Genomic DNA, 20,949 nt, shown 5'->3' with positions numbered 1-20,949 from the left:
CGGCCAGAGATATCCTACATACGAACGTCTTCCCCTTGCATTGCCGGAAATAACATGCAGCTATCTGAAATTGCCTGTCTTGAACCTATTTATAATACCTGTACGGTATCATTGACCGGAGAGTTGGTTTCCACAGTGGATCGTGGTTCTTCGTGGGGATGTTTTTTAAAGAAGCGACGCTGAAACAAAAGTATGACAATAACACCTACTGAAATAGATGCATCAGCTATATTAAATATGGGAGAAAAAAACGTAAATCTTTCACCGCCCCAGAAAGGAATCCAGGTAGGCAGTGTTTTGTTTTCAATGATGGGTACATAGAGCATATCCACAACCCTGCCATGTAAAAAACTAGCATAACCTCCGCCAGGAGGGAACATGGTAGCAAGCTTGCTTCCATCTACACTCTCCGAAAAAATCATGCCATAGAACATACTGTCGAGCAGGTTGCCCAGGGCGCCGGCAAAGATCATCGCCACACAGATAATAAACCCACGGTGATATTTTTTGCGTACAATGCTACGGATGTAAAACACGCCAAAAACTACGGCTACCAGCCTGAACAAGGTAAGCGCCAGCTTGCCCCATTCGCCACCAAACTTCCAGCCCCAGGCCATGCCTTCGTTCTCAATGAAGAAAAGGCGGAACCATCTGCCAAGCAGTGGTATTTGCTCACCATAATTCATAGAGGTCTTTACCCAGATCTTCAATATCTGGTCCACAGCTATGATACCTATAATTATTAAAGCGACCGTTCTGCTCTTCACCGTACAAAAATTTTTAGTTTTCAAAGATAATGCATTCGCCCTGGAGTTCCCTAGCCAAAAAAGGACGTTTTTACTCCTCAAAATACACCCTTTTTACCCGCTGTGAGATACCCGTCAGCATTTCATAAGGGATCGTTTGCGCCCAGTGCGCTACCTGGCTTACAGGCAGTTCCCTTCCAAACAACACCACCTCATCACCCTCCTGCACATGCGGAATATCCGTAATATCAATCATTACCATATCCATACATACCGTTCCAATTACCGGCGCCAGCATTCCTTTCACCCACATTTTACCGATCCCATTACTGAGGTTGCGCGGATACCCGTCTGCATAACCGATACGTACCGTCGCTACCGTGGTATTCCGGCTCACTACACCCTTACGGCCATAACTCACCGTTTCCCCCGCTTTCAAATGCTTGATCTGGGCAATGGTGGCAATAAGCGTAGACACTTCTTTCAATTCAAGCTTATGCGTATTCCCGCTGTCAATGCCATACAGCCCAATACCCAGCCGCACCATATCCAACTGAAGGTCCGGATGCCGGGCAATGCCTGCTGTATTGTCAATATGCCGCAGGAACGGATAGGCGATCACCGCCTGCAATTGCTTCACCATCGTATGAAATATAGCCGCCTGCTGCTCCGTAAAGGCATCATGTTGCTTTTCTTCACTGGCCGCCAGGTGACTGAATACACTTTTCACCGTAAACGTATCTCCCTTCAGCGCTTCCAGCAATACCGGCAATTCTGCCGGCGAAAAACCTAACCGGTTCATACCCGTCTCCAACTCAATATGCACCGGAAACTGACGTATACCCTCCCCTTTCAGGAATGCTTCAAACGCCTGCAGGAGACCCGGCGAATACAGATCGGGTTCCAGGTTATATTGCACCAGTACATCAAAGGTCGTTTCATCCGCATTCATCACCATGATGGGCAGGTTGATGCCTCCCCTGCGCAATTCCACCCCTTCATCCGCATAAGCTACCGCCAGGTAATCTACCTTATGAAATTGTAAGGCATTGGCTATTTCATAGCTGCCGCTGCCATAGGAAAAAGCTTTCACCATCGCCATCAGTTTAGTGGCAGGTTTCAGCAATTGCTGGTATTGACGCAGGTTATGCGCCAATGCATTCAGGTCTATTTCCAATACCGTTTGATGCACCTTTTGTTCAAGCAGCCGGTCAATTTGTTCCAGTTCAAATACCCGGGCCCCTTTCAGCAGGATCGTCTCATCGCGAAAAACGAGGTGATGAAAATCATGTTTAAAGGATTCTACCGAGGGATAAAACGCCAGTTCAGGAATAGGCGCCAGCCGGAAAATACCCTGGTGCAGGATCATCTTTTCACCAATGCCGATCAACCGGCTCACCCCGCGCTGCGACAGCGCCTGCGCCACTTCCTTGTACAATTCCTTTTCATTGCGCCCGCTTTGCAGGATGTCCGACAGGATCACCGTCTTTCTCACATGCTGCCGCTGCTGCGACAAAAAGTCCAGCGCAATATTGAAAGAGCTGAGGTCCGCACTATAACTGTCATTGATGATAGAACAATTGTTGACCCCCTTCTTCAATTCCAGCCGCATGGCCACTGGTGCCAGTTGCAGCATTTTTTGCGCAATGATGCGGGGTTTTACTTCCAGCTGCAACAGCACACACCAGCAATGAATGGCATTCTCCACAGAAGCATCATCCGTAAAAGGGATCGTAATACCAATCGTTTGCTCTTTGTACAAGGCCGTGATCAGGGTAGTACCACCTTCCTTATAAATGGTGAGCACCTGCAGCGTAGCTTCCGTAACCGTACTCCAGTTGAATATATCAAAACTGCCTTTGCCGCCTTTGTTGAATTGCTGCCATAGCGTGGCTACCCCCTCATTGATCTCCGGCGCATCCTTACAATAGACCATTGTCTTTACATGCGTAAACAGCCGCAGCTTCTCATTCACCTTCTGCCGCAGGTTTAGAAACCCTTCACTATGCGCCTCTCCGATATTCGTAAAGATGCCAATCGTTGGCTGAATGATCTTTTGCAGCCGTTCCATCTCTCCGCTTTGCGAGATGCCGGCCTCAAAAATACCCAGCTCATGCGTTTCATTCATGGGCCATACACTCAGCGGCACGCCTATTTGTGAGTTGTAGCTGCGTGGGCTGCGGATGATCGTGTATTGATCATCCAGCAGCTGGTTCAGCCATTCTTTCACGATCGTTTTACCATTGCTGCCCGTAATACCGATCACCGGAATAGAAAACTGCTTGCGGTGATGTGCTGCCAGTAATTGCAAAGCCTGCAGCACGTCCTTCACCTGTATGATATTGGCCTCCGGTATATTGGTTACCTCCACCACATCACTCACCACAAAATTCCTCACCCCCTTTTCATACAGCGCCTCCAGAAAACCATGACCATCACGCCGGGGGCCTTTGATGGCAAAGAACAAAGAGGTAGCAGGAAAGATCAACTTCCGGCTATCTGTCAACAGATGTTCAATAAAGACATTCTTCTGCTGCTGTAGCAGTGTGCCTTTAACGATTGGAGCAATATCTTCAATATAATACTTCATGTTAGTGTAGATCCCTGTTATGCCCTGCATCATGATTGTCATTTTTTGCCCGGTTGGCCGCAGCTACCGAGTACACCATCGAAGCTGCGATACTTACCAATATCACCAGCAGCGATACATATACTGGCACCTTGATATGGAAGATCTCAACCAGCATCTTCAGGCCAATAAAAATGAGCACAAAAGCAATACCCTGTTGCAGGTGACTGAACTTATCTACCGCGCCCTTCAGTAAAAAGAAAAGCGAGCGAAGGCCCAGGATAGCAAATATATTACTGGTATAGATCACCAGGATGTGCGTAGATATACCCATTACTGCAGGGATCGAGTCTACCGCAAATACAATATCCGTAGTAGCCAGCATGATCACCACTACAAAAAGCGAAGTATAGACCCGTTTGCCATCCACCTTTACGATATAGCGGCCACCATGATCCTCCATCGTAATGGGTAGGATCTTTCGCAGCCATCTGTACACCGGACTATCTGCCGGATTATAATCTACCTTATTGTCATGCGTAAACATTTTATAACCCGTCCAGATCAGGAAGGCGCCGAAGATGTACAATATCCAATGAAACTGATTTACCAGCCCTACTCCCACTGTAATGAACAGCACCCTGAACACGATGGCCATCAGGATACCAATAAGCAATACCCGGGCATAGTAATCCTCTTTTACATAGAAGAAATTAAATAGCAGAATAAACACGAAGATGTTATCAATACTCAGGCTTTTCTCCATGAGGTAAGCGCTTACATATTCCAGCGCCATATCCTTGCCCAGCTCAAACCAGATAAAAACGCCAAAGCTCAAGCCCAGCGCCACCCAAAACACACTTACCCAGAAAGCCTTCTTAAGCGATACATGCGTAGAACGCTTACTGAAAAGACCCAGGTCTATGACAATAGCCAATACGAGTACGATCCCAAAAACCAGGTAAGTGATCTGATCCCTTGTCATGCTTATCAATTAATGGCAGCAAAGATAGGGGGCTACTGGTATTTCCGCTTTCTTAGTGCCTGGTATACAAACCCAAAGGCTATTACCAGCAAAACCGGTACCGCAATGTTGATCAGCTGCCATTGGGTCTTTTCCGCCTCTACTTTTCCGGGGTCCAGGAGGCGTAGCGTATAATCCTTAGCCCTTGTTTCTAAAATACCGGAGGGATTCACGAGGTATTCAATACAATTGAGGATAAAATCTTTATTGGCGTATTGATAATTGGTAAACTGGTTGTACCCCATGGCCAGCGGCCCCTGGGTTTGCGTCACTATATTCGAAGCAATATCGCCATCCGCTATAACGATCATTTTATTGTCCTGTACAGGCGCTGCCCGGAAAGGCTGCTTGTATAGCCCCGCCAGCGTGTCCATAGAAGCCTGCGACAGCCGGTTGGTAAACAGGGAAGAGAACTTTCCTTCCAGTAGCACAGCCACCGGTATATTGACCTTATTGAACGTTTTTACATCCTCTTCCGTCTTCAGACTGTTGAGCGATACAATGGCAGGCGTACTCAGCGATCGCGAATTGGCCGAACTGGCCAGCAGCACCGTTTTATGCACCCCCGTCGCTTTGACCGTATCGATTGAATTGGGAAACATAGACAACACCAGGTCCATATTCTTTGCAATGGGGTGACCACTGTAAGAGGCCAGCAAAGGGAAATAGGGCCAGGATTGCAGTTCCATCTGCGGTTTATCACCCATATTACCTACTACCAGCGGCAGCCGGTCACACTGCAGGTCCTGTACCAGGTCGGGATTGATGCGTACCCCGTACCGGAACAACAGGTCGTCGAGGTTCAGCCCAAAGTCAAAAGCTACAAAATCACTCTTTTTACGCATCAGGCTGTCCAGGCTGGCATCCAGTTTATCGATCAGCCAGATCACTTTTCCGCCATGCATAATGTATTGGTCTAATTTAAGCTTCTGCGCTTCTGTAAATCGTATCGTGGGCTTCATGATCACCAGCGCATTGAACTCCTGCGGGATCACGTTCACACTGTCAATGGGCACAAACCCAAAACCGTAATTGAGCTTGAGGGTGCGTTCTACAAGGTCATATACATTATAAGTTAAAGGTTCCCCATTACCCAACAGGTAGCCCACGGCAGGCACCGTTTCAGCCGTTATCTTTTGAATGGCATGCGCCAGTTTGAATTCCAGCAATGCTTCTGCATTGTTCAGCGTACTGAACGGATCGCCGTCCGTAGCTTTTGTACTTTGGAGAAAATCAACCGGTATTACCCGGTCGTGATAACTCACCAGTGCACCCGGAAAGAGATAACGCTGTTCTTCCCCCTCTCCCTCTTTGGCTTTTACCCGCACATTGGTCGGTTTCAGGCCCATACGCATCAGCGAATCCATGGAAAAGGCGCTGGTAGAATCGGCCGGATCTACCCCTGGCCGTTGAAACCTGAATTGAACATTCGCTTTTCCCGTTTCCTTAAACTCCTGCAACAATTCCCGGGCGCTGTTGGCCAGCCTTTTGAAACCGGCTGGCATTTCACCATCCAGCAATACCGTAACAGTTACCTGGTCGCCCAGTTCCCGCAACATCTTTTTAGTGGGAGCCGAAAGCGTGTACCGTTTTTCCTGCGTGAGATCAATGCGAAAGTGGGCCTGCGAGGCGAGGTAATTAATACCCACCAGCACGATCAACACCGGGACCCACCAATATTTTGAAGCAAATAGTTTTTTCATTATCGTTTCAATAAATTCCTGCCTGTAAACACCAAAAAGAAGCCAATTATACTTAGAAAATAAATTATATCCCGGCTGTCCACCACCCCACGGCTTACGCTGCGGTAATGGAAGTCGATGCCCGCCATTTCTACATAATAATCAGCCCCGGCCTGAAGCGCGGGAATACGGCTAATGGCATTAAAACCACTATAAAGGATAAAACACATAAAAGCGCTGACGATAAAGGCCACCACCGCATTGTTGGTAAAACTGCTGCAGCAGATGCCAATGGCCACAAATGCCCCTACCAGGAAAATAAGGCCGATATAGGACCCCATTATGGCCCCGGTGTCAATACTACCCGTTTCTGATAATTGGAGGATGGTGAAGATATAAATGAGCGTAGGCAGCAAGGCAATGAGCACTACCAGCAGTGAGCCAAAATATTTGCCCCCTACCACCTGCCAGCGGCTGAGCGGTTTCGTCTGTAAGATCTCAAAAGTGCCCCCTTTAAACTCATCGGCAAAGCTGCGCATGGTAATGGCAGGTATCAGCAACAACAATATCCAGGGCGCTAATTCGAAAAATTTATCAAGTGTAGCATAACCAAAATCAAGGATATTGGTATCTGGAAATACAAAAAGGAACAATCCATTCAAAAGGAGAAATACCACAATGGCAATATACCCTGTCAGGCTGCTGAAGAACTGACGAAACTCTTTTTTACAAACAGGCCACATGCGTACGAAAATAAGGGATTATGGGTATATAAAAGAAATGTCAACGATAGTGAGGAATGAACAAAGGATTTCCCTAAATTCGCTTTCTCCCTTTTCAAAAATCCACTACCTATTGTTTAACTGTCCGTGATTATAAACGGATTAGCCATATAAATATTTTACACAGATAACCATAACCTACTGCAGCAAAGCTCTCCTCACGGAGAGTTTTTGCGTTTAGATCGTTTTCCCACTTAAAATTACAGAGAGCTTATCGAGACCTTTTCGAGACCTTATCGGGACCTTATCGAGACTCCATCGGGACCCAGCTCCGTAGAAGACAGGTAGATTCCCCTACCCAAACAGGTACATCTCCCTACCAAACAGGTACAAAACACTACTCCCGGACGCGCACTTCCTCCTTATTTATTACTGATTTTCAATTTAATGCGCCTTAAAAACACGCCTCCAAAAAGGGTAGTAATTGCACTGGCTTTTTGTGCATCAACGTCCAATATGCTGTAATTATACTGAGGATCAGCTTATTATACTGCTGCATACAACTACCCGTAAATAGTCCGAATTGCACTGGCAAGGCTATATCAGTGCAATTACCAGGCTATTCCAGTGCAAGTATCACTGGGGAAACGGCCTTCCGGTGGCTCTTCCAGTAGACTAAAATAATTATACAGGTGCCTGTTTGGGTCGATTTCCAACCCAAAGCACCGGAACCGGGCTGTTGCTGTTATCAGGAATTAAGTGGGTGCAGCTTGCGGAGGGTTTGCACCGTTTCAGATACTTTTTGGATCGTGTAATCGATCTCTTCTTCTGTGGTAAAGCGCCCCAGGCTGAAGCGCAGGGAGCTGCGGGCCAACTCATCGGCCAGTCCCAGTGCTTTGAGTACAAAGCTGGGCTCCATGGACGCAGAAGTACAGGCAGAGCCCGTAGCCACGGCTATATGCTTGTTGAAGCCGAGCATCAGGGCATTGCCTTCTATATATTGAAAAGCGAGGTTCGTAACATGGGGCAAGCGGTGCTCACGGTCACCATTGACAGATACCCCGCCCAGTTCTAATAATGCCCCTTCCAGTTTGTCGCGCAGTTGGCTCAATCGCTGGCCTTCTGCTGCCAGTTGCAGCCGGCACAGCTCTGCCGCCTTGCCCAATCCGGCAATGCCTGGCACATTGAGCGTGCCGCTGCGCAATCCACGTTCATGACCACCGCCATCTATTTGCGCCGTCAGCCGCACCCGGGGATTCTTGCGGCGTACATACAAAGCACCTACCCCTTTGGGGCCATATAGTTTATGGGCAGAAAAACTCATGATGTCGATTTCATCTGTCATCACCTGCACCGGTATTTTGCCTACCGCCTGCGTAGCATCAGTAAAAAACAATACGTTGTGTTGTTTGGCAATCCGGCCAATAGCCTGCACCGGTTGGATTACCCCCGTTTCATTATTGGCATACATGATGGCGATAAGGATGGTAGCAGGAAGGATAGCCGCTTCCAGTTGTCCAAGGTCGATCAACCCCTTTTCATCCACCGGCAGGTAAGTGACAGCCACCCCTTGCTTTTCCAAATGCTTGCAGGCATCCAGTACCGCCTTGTGTTCCGTAACGCAGGTGATAATATGGTTGCCCTTCCCGGCATACATTTCCACCGCCCCCTTCAGCGCCAGGTTATTGCTTTCTGTAGCCCCCGAGGTAAAGATGATCTCTGTAGCATCGGCCCCTACCAGGGCTGCTACCTGCTGGCGGGCATAATCCACCGCTTCCTCTGCCTGCCAGCCCAGTGCATGCTGTCGGCTGGCCGCATTGCCAAATTGCGTGGTAAAATACGGCAGCATCGTTTCCACTACCTGCGGATCGCAGGGCGTGGTAGCATTATAATCAAGGTATATGGGAAGGTTGGACATATAATTATCTAACACAAATTTACCTGAATTGGTTTTATTACTCCCAACCGGGTTTTATCGCCCTTTTCGACCTTTAGCCGGTATCTTTGACTTACTTCAAATGAACCTATGCTTAAAGTAGAACACATCGGCATTGCCGTGAAAGACCTCACACAGTCCATCCCCCTGTTTGAAAAGCTGCTGAATACCGAATGCTATAAAACCGAAGCCGTCAACAGCGAACAGGTCACCACCGCCTTCTTCCGCCAGGGCGACACCAAGATAGAATTGCTGGAAAGTACCGATTCCCAGGGCGTCATTGCCAGGTTCATAGAAAAGAAAGGCGAAGGCATCCACCACATTGCTTTCGAAGTAGCCGATATTGAAGCCGAAATGAAAAGACTGCAGGCTGAAGGATTTGTATTGCTCAACGAAACGCCCAAAGCCGGCGCCGATAATAAACTCATCTGCTTCCTGCACCCCAAAGGCACGAATAGCGTATTGATTGAATTATGTATGGAGCGCCATGAATCTTGAGTGAACAAAGCAAAGGATTGTCGATTGCCGACTGCCGATTCACCACCGCCATCTTTACTCCGGCGGCCCAAACCGCGGATCTTTAATAAATACAGAATCTGTTAACGTACGCAGGAACAACTGCAGGTAAACCTTATCGTTTGCACTGAGCGGAATACCATTCTTTACCAGCGGATCTACCGTAGCACTTACCTGTACCCCACTGTTGTAATGCTCCAATGCCTGGTTGATCGAAATAAAGCGCCCATCATGACCATAAGGGAAAGTAACCGCCACATTGCGCAGGCTGGGCACTTTGAATTTGAGAGAGTCCGCACGGTTATTCGTGATGCGCATCCGGCCTTTGTCATTGATCGTAGGATCTACAGCCAGGCCCGTATTGCGAAAACTGTTGTCTGTAAACAGCGGCTCTGTATGACAGCTGGTACATTTGGCCTGGAAAAGCGTATACCCCAATTGCTCCTGCGGCGTAAAACTCGCCGTGCCTTTCTTCACCCGGTCATACTTTGAGTCAGCCGACACCAGCGATCCTACAAACTGCGTGAGCGCCAGCAGCATCCGCTGACTATTGATCGTTTCATCACCATAAGCCGCTTTGAATAATTGCTTATAAGTAGCATCCTGGTTCAGTTTGCTGATCACGTTATTGATGTCTTCCGCCATTTCATTGGGTGCCGTAAGCGGCGCCAGGGGCTGCACTTCCAGGTTATTAATACCCCCATCCCAGTGCGTTTGTTTCTGCCACACCACATTGAACAAGGGCGGCGCATTGCGCAACGTAAACTGGTTATCAAACCCATGACTCAGGTTGTGGTCATAAGTAGCAAAAGCTGCAAATTGCTGGTGACAGGAAGCACAGGGAAAATTGCCATCCTTCGAAAGGCGGCCATCATAAAACAGTTTCCTGCCCAGTTCAAATCCTTCCGCTGTTAGTGGATTGGAAGTAAATGCATATTGGGGTGCGGGAAATCCGGCAGGGATCTGAAAGGAAATAGGTGTAGGACCATTGCTGCCACCATTCGACTTCTTACATGCCTGTATCCATACCGTTCCCAGTATCAGAAAAAGGGCAATACGTATAGTCCATCTTATGGTCACAGTTAGTCATTAATGATCTCTACCACCGTAAACATTTTAGAATAGTTCTCCGCTATCTGCTGCGCCAATACGCCCGGCGTCATCACCGCAGCATTGGCGCTTATCTTGATATCATGCGGACTGTTGAACCAGTCGTATGCGTCGGCCGTTACATTGATCTCCGTGGTCTTACCCGATTTCATATCTACATTCTCACCAAACGGGAACAATAAAGTTACCCTTTTTATCACGCTTTCTGCCTGTTTAAAGCCTCCGATATGGTATTCAAACATCTTCGAAGGTGCCGTAGAAACCGGTGATGTGCCTTCCAGTTTGGCCATGATATAACCCGTATTCCAGGTCCAGAACATCCCCTTGGCAGGATCGAGCGCATCCGTTTGGGCACCGCTAACATTCAGGGCGCTGTCAACACCCAGCGTAAAGGCAATGCGGTTGTATTTGTACGGTAATACCGTCAGCTTCAGTTTGATGGAGTTCGAATCGGCAAAGTCAACCAGGAAGTACTTTTCATTCCCTATCGGATAGGTCTTATTAGAATCCGTATTGATGAATTCAATACCATGGATGTAAAACTTAAACGCCTTAACTGTAAAGGCTTCTTTGAAGAAGTTCTTGTAAGTAACCGTGTCAAACTTCATCTCCACCGAATCGAATTGCACCACCGGCTTAAAACGCAGCACTATATTGTGATCCGGCTCATCTACCGGATCGAATTTCAATTCCTTCTGACAGGAAATAACGCCTGCCAAAAGAATAGCAAGGATCATTATTTTAGTAAGCATGGCTGGGAATTGTAGACGCACTTGCATGAACACGGGTTTAGGTTAATGATCAATAGGACGGATCTTTTGCCGGTTTTGTTTATTGCCCGACTGCTTCTTTTTGGACTCCAGCCGCTTTTCCCGGGAAGCTTTGGAAGGCTTGGTAGCTACACGTTTTTTCTCCTTTTTCAGCGCCTGCTCTATCAAAACATGCATCTTTTCTACCACTTCCCCTTTGTTTTCCAGTTGCGACCGGTGCACCTGGCTCTTCACTTGCAAAAATCCTTCCGAATTTACTTTTGACGCCAACTTCCTGTACAAGATTTCCTTTTGCTCTTCATTCAGCGCCAATGAGTTACCAATGTTGAAATAACCTTCCACCATCGATTCTACCTTATTCACGTTTTGCCCCCCTTTACCGCCACTGCGGGCGGTCCTGAAGAGAATTTCCTTTGTTATATCGATCTTATTCATAATACACAGGCATTTGCCGGTTGACCAATCTTCCTATAAATTTACACACTAACCTACAATTATGCGGGCAGTTATACAACGCGTCAGCCAGGCCAGTGTCACTATCCATACTATAATACGCGCGTCCATTGGAAATGGTTTGTTGGTATTGGTAGGAATGGAGGATGCCGATACCTCCGAAGACATAGAATGGCTTAGCAACAAGATCGTCAACCTCCGCATTTTTAATGATGAGCAGGGAGTGATGAACGTATCCGTAAAAGAAAATGGCGGCGATATCATACTCGTAAGCCAGTTTACCCTCCATGCAGCCACCAAAAAAGGCAACCGCCCCTCCTATATCCGCGCCAGCAAACCCGAGGTGGCCATTCCCCTGTATGAAAAAATGGTGGCCCAGCTGGAAAAGGACCTGGGCAAACCCATTGGCACCGGCGAATTTGGAGCCGATATGAAAGTGAGCCTTCTCAATGATGGCCCCGTAACGATCGTCATTGATACCAAAAACAAGGAATAGTAACCCTGCCTGCAAAAAATAGTAAAATCTGTAATATGGAAATAACATTGAACGAGGCCCAGCAACAGGTAGACCAATGGATCAAAACCGTGGGAGTGCGTTATTTTAATGAGCTCACCAACCTGGGTATCCTAGTAGAGGAAGTGGGCGAACTCTCCCGACTACTGGTACGCACTTATGGCGAGCAGTCATTTAAGGAAAGCGATAAGAATAAGAATATTGCCGATGAAATGGCCGATGTATTGTGGGTCCTCATTTGCCTGGCCAATCAAACCGGCGTCAACCTCACCGATGCCCTGCAAAAGAATTTCGAGAAAAAGAATGTCCGCGATGCCGACCGGCATATTAATAATGATAAGCTGAAATAAACATCATCCAAAGCATAACCCTGCCGCAGTAACTCACACCTGAGCACTCCGGCAGGGTCTCTTTTTTGAGACGATATGTACAGAGCTTTTTAGCGCCTGGATATTTCTACCAATTTATAGATCAATCCACCAATACCCACCACCAGCATCACTATACCAAAAGTATAAGAGATACTACCGGAAGGATACTTGCTCATTTTCATGATGCCGCTAAAAATAAAATAAATCGAGATCAGTACCGAGGCTACCCCAATGCCGGAAGAGGATTTGGCCCTGGCCGCTACATTGGTCTGTTTGAAGGCAGCTGTCACATCGTCGGGGTGATGTTGCTGCGAAAGCAGGTTACTCCTGATCTCATCAGCCGTAAAGCCCGCAGCAATTTGCTTGTCAATTTCAAGTCGGATCGTTTCAACGTTTGTCATGGGGTGGATTTAGATGCTATAAATATACTAGCGGGGACCAGTTCCCGCAATAGCTGAATAATTTCAAGTATCCGCCTTTGGAAACCAGCTATTTGCCCGCCAAAGTCATCCACAGGTGCGAAAAAATTGCAAGCTTTATATTTTTTTAAGCCATTGAGACAGATAATATTACCCGGGCTTATCTTTGCCGCCATGGCAACAGATACCAACAAGTTTCAGGCGATCATTTCGCATTGTAAAGAGTACGGCTTTATTTTCCCTTCCAGCGAGATCTATGATGGATTGAGCGCCGTATACGATTATGGCCAGTGGGGCAGTGAGCTGAAGAAAAATATCCGCGACTATTGGTGGAAGAGCATGACACAAATGCATGAGAACATTGTAGGTATTGATGCAGCCATTTTCATGCACCCCACCACCTGGAAAGCCAGCGGCCACGTAGACAATTTCAGCGATCCTATGATCGACAACAAGGATAGCAAGAAACGCTACCGCGTTGACCACCTCATAGAAGGCCATGCCGAAGCCCTGGAAAAAGAAGGAAAGAAAGAAGAAGCCGACGCCCTGATCGCTGCCATGGAAGCCCTCCTGGCCAAAGATGATATGGCCGGACTCAAACTCCTCATAGAAGACAACAAGATAAAATGCTCCATTAGCGGCACTTCCAACTGGACCGAAGTACGCCAGTTCAACCTCATGTTCTCTACCCAGCTGGGCAGCGTGGCAGAAGACGCCAATGAGATCTACCTGCGACCCGAAACCGCCCAGGGAATCTTTGTCAACTTCCTCAATGTGCAGAAAACCGGCCGTATGAAGATACCTTTTGGTATTGCACAGGTAGGTAAGGCTTTCCGTAATGAGATCGTAGCCCGCCAGTTCGTGTTCCGTATGCGCGAGTTTGAACAGATGGAAATGCAGTTCTTTATCCGCCCTGGCACAGAAGACCAATGGTATGCCTACTGGAAGGAAGAGCGCCTGAAATGGCACCTCAGCCTGGGTATATCACCAGAAAAATACCGCTACCACGACCACGTAAAGCTGGCGCATTATGCCAAAGCTGCCTGTGATATTGAATATGAGTTCCCCATTGGTTTTAAAGAAGTAGAAGGTATTCACTCCCGGGGTGATTTTGACCTTAGCCAGCACCAGAAATTCAGCAAAAAGAAGCTGCAATACTTTGATACTGAGATCAACCAGAACTATATTCCTTATGTGATCGAGACTTCTATCGGCCTGGACAGGACCATATTGCTGATCCTGAGCGAAGCATATACCGAGGAAGACCTGAGTACGCCAGAAAAACAGGATAGCCGGGTGGTACTGAAATTCCCGCCCAAACTGGCGCCCATAAAGCTGGCAATACTCCCTCTTACCAAGAAAGACGGATTACCGGAGATCGCCAGGCAGATCATGGATGAGTGTAAATCACAGTTTTACTGCTTTTATGAAGAGAAAGATACCATTGGCAAGCGTTACCGCCGCATGGACGCCCTTGGTACCCCCTTTTGCGTAACAGTAGACCACCAAACGAAGGAAGACAATACCGTCACTATCCGTTACCGCGATACTATGCAGCAGGAACGTATCCCGCTAAATAAAATCATGGAAATAGTTCAAAAACAGATTAATTAATTATACATTTGAGTTGCAACTTGGCTTAAAAGTTAATTCCTGAAAGACCTCCTCCTTTTTAGATCATCAAGTCCTTTTGAAAACCCCAACCCACGTTAGGCACATTTGATTAGTAGACTGATAATAATTTAACTGGCTATCCGTTATAGGATGTCTGCCTTTTTGACATAGGTCAATTGTGCCTGTGTATCAAAAGGTAAGTGCCCCTATAAAGGAATGCTGGCATTTCAAAACCAGAGGTTCTTTACCCTTAAAAGCTATCTATGCTTGCAATCATTATTCCTGTGAACATTTACCTGTTTGGCGGTATCATTCTAGTAGCCTTCCTGACAGGCCTTATCATTAAAAGAGCCCAGATCAAGAAACTGAAAAAGAAAGTGCTGGAGTTAGAAAATGAAATGCTCAGCAACCACGCTGACATCCTTGATCTCCAAAAAGAAAAAGCCATTATTGAACAAAAGCTAAAGGAATTGCACATCCCGGTTATTCCTATGACCACTAAGGATGATGCCGGTAGTTCCAAGCTGCAGGATATTTCCAAGCGGAAAATTGCTCAACAAACCGGAAGCGGAACGCAGCACTAATACCTCTTATATCTTACGGGCTCCCACGAATACCTGTTTCACAATAGGTAATCATGTATATTATCCATGACCGGTACTACCCCCGCAATCATTTACTAGCCATACAACTCCTGGTGTATCGATTTTTTATCATAGCCCAGCCCCTGTATGCGCTGCTTGGCCTCATCGATCATATCTTTCCACCCGCATAAATAGAAATAAGCCGGCTTGGGCACCAGCAAATCCGGGTTCTCCGCAGAAGGAAGTTTGTTTTCAGTGCAGATACTTTCATATACCTTATGTACATACCCTGTACAATGTTCTCCCGGTTCTTCACGCGAGAAAGTAGGAATATACCGGAAACTGGACACCTTCGTTTCCAGGTCCCTCAACTCGGCTCCATACAACGCATCACCAAACTTCCGGCAACCAAAAACCAGGTAGATCGTTTGGTGCGGCACTTGTTGATTCAGGATATGATAGCTCATCGAGCGAAAAGGAGCCACCCCTGTTCCCGTACATATGAAGAAAAGATCCCGGTCTACCGGATCCGGCAATACAAATACACCCTGCGGACCACGCAGCGTCAGTTCAGATCCCTCCTTTATTTCATTGAACAGATAGTGCGTACCGGCACCACCTTCCAGCAACACGATCACCAGTTCAAATACATTCGTTCCATCAGGCCAGGAGGCAATGGAATAACTACGCCACCGCTTATTGGGCTTCTCGTGTATCGGCAGATCCAGTGTTACAAACTGGCCGGGCGTAAAATCAAAAGACTCCAGTTCAGGCACCTGTATCCAGAAACGTTTAGTGCTAGCCGTTTCATCGGTAATGCGTATAACCTTACCAGTACGCCAGGGTTGTAACATTGGATGTGTTTTCTTAAATATACAAAAAACCACTCTTATTATCAGCCCGCGGCCAGACAGGATACAAAGAAAAAGGAGCAGCTGGGAAGCCGCTCCTGCAAGTGCCTTAATGGCAAGCAATCGAGTCGGGTGCTAATGTAGCCCATTTTTCTATGCTTCAGCACCAATCAGATTATTTTTATTTCCACTTTGGTGCATTACTATTTTTCGGTTTCTGGCGACTATACCGTAAGCCCCAACTCCCTTGATTTCAATCAATTGCTATAATGATTTAGCAATATCCCGCTGTCCTAATCGATCGCATCATCCTATGCCCCCGACGCCTCCCACCCCACTTCCTTCCACGCTTCGTACACTCCCTGCTTTTTCGTATCTTTGCGCCCGTTGATATGAATTTGCAGTCGTTGTTGGATACTTACAAGAATAACCCCCGCCTTTTTCAACTGGCGGACAGGCTCTCTTTTGCCAAACCACAACATATTTACTGCAGCCACCTCCGCGGAAGCGCATCAGCTTTTGTTATCAGCACCATTTTCCAGCACCCTTCCTGCAGTCAGCAAAATCATGTAGTGATCTGCGAAGATGCCGAAGCCGCTGCCTATCTCCACAATTCACTGGAGAACCTTACCAGCGCCCTCAATGTCTATTTCTTCCCCTCTTCGTTTAAGAACAGGAAGAACTTCCGGCTGCTCAACTCCTCCCATGTCATGTTGCGCACAGAAGCCCTCACCCGCTTCGCCGCACAGGCCGCAGGAAAAGGCAGCCGTACAGGTTTGCTGGTCACCTACCCCGAAGCATTGTATGAAAAAGTAGTATTGCCCGATTCACTCTCCGGCAATATCATCTACCTCAAATCAGGCGACTCCATCAACGTGGATGGCCTGATGGAACAAATGGTAGGCTACGGTTTCCAACGCACCGATTTTGTGTACGAACCCGGTCAGTTTGCACTGCGGGGCGGCATCCTCGATATCTATTCTTTTGGCAATGAAAAGCCCTACCGCGTAGAGCTCTTCGGTAATGATGTAGACTCTATCCGCATCTTTGATCCGGAAACACAGTTAAGCGAGCGGAAGCTACTTTCCGTAACCATTATTCCCAACGTGGAGACCCAATTCGACAGCGATGAGAAAACATCCCTGTTCGACTTCCTGCCCGATAATACCATCGTATGGATGCAGGATTGGGCACTCACCAAAGAAAAGCTCATTACCCAGGAAGAAGACCTTGGCCTCTTCCTCAACCTCCAGCAGGATGCCGCAGCAGCCGCAGCCGCTGCAAGCGCAGCAGCCACCGCCAAGGGCAGGGACGCCAGGAATAAGTTTCAGGATGACGAAGAAGAAACAAGGTTAGTAAAAGTCAATATTAAGACCGACGACTTTGTGCCAGCCGATATGCTGGAATTACAATTACAAAAGCGTCACCTCATAGAGTTTGGTCACGAGTCTACCTTCCCCTTCTTTAACGGGGACGAGGCTTTCACCATACTTTTCAATACCAAAGATCAGCCGGCCTTCAACCGCCAGTTTGATATGCTGATCAGGGACCTCAAACAATGGGCCGCCAAAGGTTTTGGTCTTTATCTTTTTGCAGAGAACCCACGGCAACTGGAAAGGCTCAACAGTATTTTCGAAGACCTGAAGGCCGAGATCCAGTTCACCCCCGTCCCAACCTCCATTCACCAGGGTTTTATAGAAGAAGACCTTAAAGTAGTTTGCTATACCGATCACCAGATATTTCAGCGGTACCACAAGTACAAGGTAAAGCAGGCCTACAATAAAAATAAAGCCCTCACCTTACGTACCCTCCGGGAATTACAACCAGGAGACTATGTTACCCACATAGACCATGGTGTGGGTACCTACAGCGGGTTACAGAAAATAGATGTGAATGGCAAGCTCCAGGAAGCCGTGCGCATTCTCTATAAGGACAGCGATATCCTGTATGTGAACATCAATTCACTGCACAAAATATCCAAGTACACCGGCAAGGAAGGCACCATACCCAAGGTAAACAAACTGGGCAGCGATGCCTGGAATAAACTAAAGGAAAAGACCAAGGTAAAGGTCAAGGAGATCGCCTTCGACCTCATCAAGTTATACGCGCAGCGCAAAGCGCAGCAGGGCTTTCAGCATACCCCCGACAATTACATGCAAACCGAGCTGGAAGCCTCCTTCATTTACGAGGATACACCCGATCAAAGCAAGGCTTCAGCCGATGTGAAGAAGGATATGGAACAGCCCTCTCCCATGGACAGGCTGGTATGTGGAGATGTAGGCTTTGGCAAAACAGAGATCGCCGTGCGGGCAGCCTTTAAGACTTGCTGCGATGGTAAGCAGGCTGCTGTATTGGTACCTACTACCATTCTGGCTTTCCAGCATTACAAAACATTCAAAGAGCGCTTAAAGGATTTCCCTGTAACCGTTGACTACATCAACCGGTTCAAATCGTCCAAAGAGAAGAAGGAAACACTCAAACGCCTGGAAGAAGGTAAGGTCGACATCATCATTGGTACACATGGCATCCTGGGCAAGGAAGTCAAGTTCAAGGACCTTGGCTTGCTGGTTATTGATGAAGAGCAGAAGTTTGGCGTGGCCCACAAGGAAAAGATCAAGACCCTGCGCACCAATGTAGACTGCCTTACCCTCACTGCCACACCTATTCCGCGCACCTTGCAGTTCAGCTTAATGGGCGCAAGAGACCTGAGCATTATCAATACTCCGCCACCCAACCGCCAGCCCATCCAAACAGAAGTGATGGTATTCAACGAAGATGCTATCCGCGATGCCATCTACTTTGAGACCGAACGTGGCGGCCAGGTATTCTTTATCCATAACCGGGTGCTCGGCCTCAGCGAAATGGCCGGTCTCATCCAGGGATTATGTCCAGATCTCAGCATTGGTACCGCCCATGGACAAATGGAAGGCCACGACCTCGAAGAGCGCATCCTGGATTTCATTGATAAGAAATATGATGTGCTTGTGTGTACCAATATCGTGGAGAGTGGTGTGGACATTGCCAACGTTAATACCATCATCATCAACAATGCCCACCAGTTTGGCCTGAGTGATCTTCACCAGTTGCGTGGCCGTGTGGGCAGAAGCAATAAAAAAGCCTTCTGTTACCTGATGGCCCCGCCCGTCAGTACCCTGCCCGATGATTCGAGGAAACGCTTACAAACCCTGGAGCAACACAGTGAACTGGGCAGCGGTTTCCAGATAGCCATGCGCGACCTGGATATCCGGGGCGCAGGAAACATGCTGGGCGGTGAGCAAAGCGGGTTCATGGCCGAGATTGGCTTTGAGATGTATCAGAAGATCCTGGATGAAGCCATCAAAGAATTGAAGCGTACAGAGTTCAGGGCCCTCTTCAAAGAAGAGATATCCAAGCAGGAAGATTATGTGCAGGATTGTACCATCGATACCGACCTCGAGATCCTGATCCCCGATACTTATGTAGAAAGCATTACAGAAAGACTGTCCTTATACACCCGCCTCGACAATTGCGAAGATGAGGCAGCCCTGCAGGAGTTTGCACAGGAACTGCAGGACCGTTTCGGTCCTATTCCCAAGCAGGTAGAGGACCTGTTTGATACCGTGCGTAGTCGTAAACTGGCCGTAGAACTGGGCTTTGAAAAGATGCTGCTGCGCGATGAAACCCTCAAATGCTTCTTCATCAACAAAGCAGATTCACCCTACTTTGAATCCGATACCTTCCGCGAGATACTTACCTATATACAGAAGTATACCAACAATGCGAAGCTGAAGCAAACCGGCAAGCTATTCCTCCTGATTGCCGATAAAATAAAGGATATGCAAACCTTAACGCAATTCCTGAGCAGGATGCGCAACTTCGTGAAGTCTGAAACCGAAAAACCGGTTAACCAATAATAATCCACTCAGCAACTTTCACGCTTTCGGGCTTACCTCCCGATAACTATCGGGACGAGCTCCCCCTCTTCTATATTCTGTTTCCTGTATTCTGTATACGCTGTTTTCTCTGCCTCCTGATCGTCTTCAACCACGCAAACAGGATCAGGAAAAAGGACAGCAAAGGAATGGCCCATACTACACTGGCCCAACGGAAAGTATTCTGTACCGTTTTCTTTTCTTCCTGCAGGAATGCTTTGCGTGCTGCAATGGCCGGTTGAAGAGAAGGGCTATATTTCAAGGCATAGTCATAAAAAGCAACAGCTGTATCCTTTGTTTCCGTTTTCGCTACCATATCAGCAAAGTCTAACACCAGTTGCCCGATCACACTATCAGGCGCATCAATAAACCCAATCCGCTCGTGCAACTGGTAAGCGATCTGTATTTTCAATGAATCAGCAGGCCGCGTAAATACATAGCTCTTATCATTCAGCCATTGCGGGAAATCCTTTATGCCCAGGTTAATGACCTGATCATATTCCTTACCGGCAAGTTTCTGTTCAAGTATACCTATATGAATCCATTCAGATCCATGATGCGAGCGTGGATTAATAGCTACCGCTTTCTTTAGCAGTTCAAGCGCCTTCTCATTATTCCCGGTTACTTCATAAGCAGTGCCAAGGTTGGCTACAATATTATATTCCTGGGGATACTTCGCGTACAATTGTTCCATTAGCTCAAGCGCCTTTTTCCTGTCACCGATCTTTAACTCAAGCACCGCATAATCGGATAGCCCTTTATAATCCAGCTTATCCAATCCAACCTTCTTCAAAGAATCTTTGCGCATTTCCAATGAAGGATCAAAGAAACCGTGGTGCCAATAACCATAAGACCCTTTGTTCCCATTTAGCAGTTCAGCCAGATTGATTTTATTACCGCTCATGGGCAGTTCGGTAAGGAGATATTCATTAGCACAGGCAAATGAAAAAGCCGGAGACAATAACAATAGGACGAAGAAAAGTCTGTTGATCAGCTGCATAGTGCTGCAAAAATAAGGCCTGGCTTAGAAAAGCCTGGCCGTTTGTTGATCGTACCCTTTAAAAAACGTTAATATTTTAATAAGCGGTTGGTTTGGGTTTCATTACTGCCCTTGATCGCTGTGGCAGTTTTAAAAGAGCCATCCCGAAGAATCGGGA

18 protein-coding genes are annotated in these 20,949 nt (G+C 47.4%); 6 read left to right on the top strand and 12 right to left on the bottom strand.

Annotation, left to right across the window (positions count from 1 at the left end):
* Positions 1–89: 89 nt before the first annotated feature.
* The 6 genes from D3H65_RS26525 to D3H65_RS26500 form a co-directional block, all read right to left on the bottom strand.
* The gene (locus tag D3H65_RS26525; protein ID WP_119053196.1) at positions 90–767 is read right to left on the bottom strand and encodes a lipoprotein signal peptidase; all 678 of its coding nucleotides are present in this window, start codon (positions 765–767) and stop codon (positions 90–92) included.
* A 70-nt stretch (positions 768–837) separates the two neighbouring features.
* Positions 838–3,336 (bottom strand): bifunctional UDP-N-acetylmuramoyl-tripeptide:D-alanyl-D-alanine ligase/alanine racemase, encoded by a 2,499-nt coding sequence (locus D3H65_RS26520; protein WP_119053195.1) that lies wholly within the window; start codon positions 3,334–3,336, stop codon positions 838–840.
* A gap of 1 nt (position 3,337) precedes the next feature.
* The gene (locus D3H65_RS26515; protein ID WP_119053194.1) at positions 3,338–4,300 is read right to left on the bottom strand and encodes a TerC/Alx family metal homeostasis membrane protein; all 963 of its coding nucleotides are present in this window, start codon (positions 4,298–4,300) and stop codon (positions 3,338–3,340) included.
* A 32-nt stretch (positions 4,301–4,332) separates the two neighbouring features.
* On the bottom strand, positions 4,333–6,042 hold the full coding sequence (gene gldG, locus D3H65_RS26510; RefSeq protein ID WP_119053193.1) for a gliding motility-associated ABC transporter substrate-binding protein GldG: 1,710 nt from the start codon (positions 6,040–6,042) through the stop codon (positions 4,333–4,335).
* Entirely contained in the window at positions 6,042–6,764 is a 723-nt protein-coding gene (gene gldF / locus D3H65_RS26505) for a gliding motility-associated ABC transporter permease subunit GldF (RefSeq protein ID WP_119053192.1), read from the bottom strand. The genes gldG and gldF overlap by 1 nt, the downstream gene beginning before the upstream one ends.
* 727 nt (positions 6,765–7,491) lie before the next feature.
* Positions 7,492–8,661, bottom strand: a complete 1,170-nt coding sequence (locus D3H65_RS26500; protein WP_119053191.1) for an IscS subfamily cysteine desulfurase — start codon at positions 8,659–8,661, stop codon at positions 7,492–7,494.
* Positions 8,662–8,769: 108 nt separating this feature from the next.
* Between D3H65_RS26500 and mce the strand changes: the two genes are divergently transcribed.
* Complete coding sequence (gene mce / locus D3H65_RS26495) at positions 8,770–9,177, top strand: methylmalonyl-CoA epimerase (RefSeq protein WP_119053190.1); 408 nt, start codon at positions 8,770–8,772, stop codon at positions 9,175–9,177.
* A gap of 54 nt (positions 9,178–9,231) precedes the next feature.
* On the opposite strand, the gene D3H65_RS26490 is transcribed toward mce, so the two are convergent.
* Genes D3H65_RS26490 through arfB form a run of 3 tightly spaced genes read right to left on the bottom strand, consistent with a single transcriptional unit; the run spans position 9,232 to position 11,510 of the window.
* Positions 9,232–10,275 (bottom strand): cytochrome-c peroxidase, encoded by a 1,044-nt coding sequence (locus tag D3H65_RS26490; protein ID WP_119053189.1) that lies wholly within the window; start codon positions 10,273–10,275, stop codon positions 9,232–9,234.
* Between the two features lie 2 nt (positions 10,276–10,277).
* Complete coding sequence (locus D3H65_RS26485) at positions 10,278–11,057, bottom strand: MbnP family protein (RefSeq protein ID WP_162915825.1); 780 nt, start codon at positions 11,055–11,057, stop codon at positions 10,278–10,280.
* 42 nt (positions 11,058–11,099) lie between these two features.
* Positions 11,100–11,510, bottom strand: coding sequence for an alternative ribosome rescue aminoacyl-tRNA hydrolase ArfB (gene arfB / locus D3H65_RS26480; RefSeq protein WP_119053187.1), 411 nt, complete (start codon positions 11,508–11,510; stop codon positions 11,100–11,102).
* 61 nt (positions 11,511–11,571) lie between these two features.
* Here arfB and dtd point away from each other — a divergent pair, with 61 nt between their 5' ends.
* Together dtd and D3H65_RS26470 are read left to right on the top strand one after the other, a co-directional pair.
* The gene (dtd, locus tag D3H65_RS26475) at positions 11,572–12,024 is read left to right on the top strand and encodes a D-aminoacyl-tRNA deacylase (protein ID WP_119053186.1); all 453 of its coding nucleotides are present in this window, start codon (positions 11,572–11,574) and stop codon (positions 12,022–12,024) included.
* Positions 12,025–12,059: 35 nt separating this feature from the next.
* The gene (locus tag D3H65_RS26470) at positions 12,060–12,392 is read left to right on the top strand and encodes a nucleotide pyrophosphohydrolase (RefSeq protein ID WP_245999595.1); all 333 of its coding nucleotides are present in this window, start codon (positions 12,060–12,062) and stop codon (positions 12,390–12,392) included.
* Between the two features lie 89 nt (positions 12,393–12,481).
* Here D3H65_RS26470 and D3H65_RS26465 read toward each other — a convergent pair whose 3' ends face one another.
* Positions 12,482–12,814: a hypothetical protein gene (locus D3H65_RS26465; RefSeq protein ID WP_119053185.1), complete on the bottom strand. Its 333-nt coding sequence runs from the start codon at positions 12,812–12,814 to the stop codon at positions 12,482–12,484.
* Positions 12,815–13,006: 192 nt separating this feature from the next.
* Between D3H65_RS26465 and D3H65_RS26455 the strand changes: the two genes are divergently transcribed.
* Both D3H65_RS26455 and D3H65_RS26450 read left to right on the top strand, forming a co-directional pair.
* The gene (locus D3H65_RS26455; RefSeq protein ID WP_119053183.1) at positions 13,007–14,446 is read left to right on the top strand and encodes a glycine--tRNA ligase; all 1,440 of its coding nucleotides are present in this window, start codon (positions 13,007–13,009) and stop codon (positions 14,444–14,446) included.
* Between the two features lie 263 nt (positions 14,447–14,709).
* Complete coding sequence (locus D3H65_RS26450; protein WP_119053182.1) at positions 14,710–15,030, top strand: hypothetical protein; 321 nt, start codon at positions 14,710–14,712, stop codon at positions 15,028–15,030.
* Positions 15,031–15,125: 95 nt separating this feature from the next.
* Here the strand turns inward: D3H65_RS26450 and D3H65_RS26445 are convergent, their stop codons facing one another.
* Entirely contained in the window at positions 15,126–15,884 is a 759-nt protein-coding gene (locus D3H65_RS26445; protein ID WP_119053181.1) for a ferredoxin--NADP reductase, read from the bottom strand.
* Between the two features lie 389 nt (positions 15,885–16,273).
* On the opposite strand from D3H65_RS26445, the gene mfd reads away from it, so the two are divergent.
* On the top strand, positions 16,274–19,774 hold the full coding sequence (gene mfd, locus D3H65_RS26440; RefSeq protein WP_119053180.1) for a transcription-repair coupling factor: 3,501 nt from the start codon (positions 16,274–16,276) through the stop codon (positions 19,772–19,774).
* A 70-nt stretch (positions 19,775–19,844) separates the two neighbouring features.
* Here mfd and D3H65_RS26435 read toward each other — a convergent pair whose 3' ends face one another.
* Positions 19,845–20,696 carry a tetratricopeptide repeat protein gene (locus tag D3H65_RS26435; protein WP_162915824.1) on the bottom strand — a complete coding sequence of 284 codons (852 nt, stop codon included), beginning with the start codon at positions 20,694–20,696 and terminating at the stop codon, positions 19,845–19,847.
* Between the last annotated feature and the right edge of the window lie 253 nt (positions 20,697–20,949).

The organism is Paraflavitalea soli (assembly GCF_003555545.1).
Taxonomy (GTDB): domain Bacteria; phylum Bacteroidota; class Bacteroidia; order Chitinophagales; family Chitinophagaceae; genus Paraflavitalea; species Paraflavitalea soli.
Note: the sequence above shows the minus strand (reverse complement) of the source record. Positions and strands in the feature narration are given on the sequence as shown.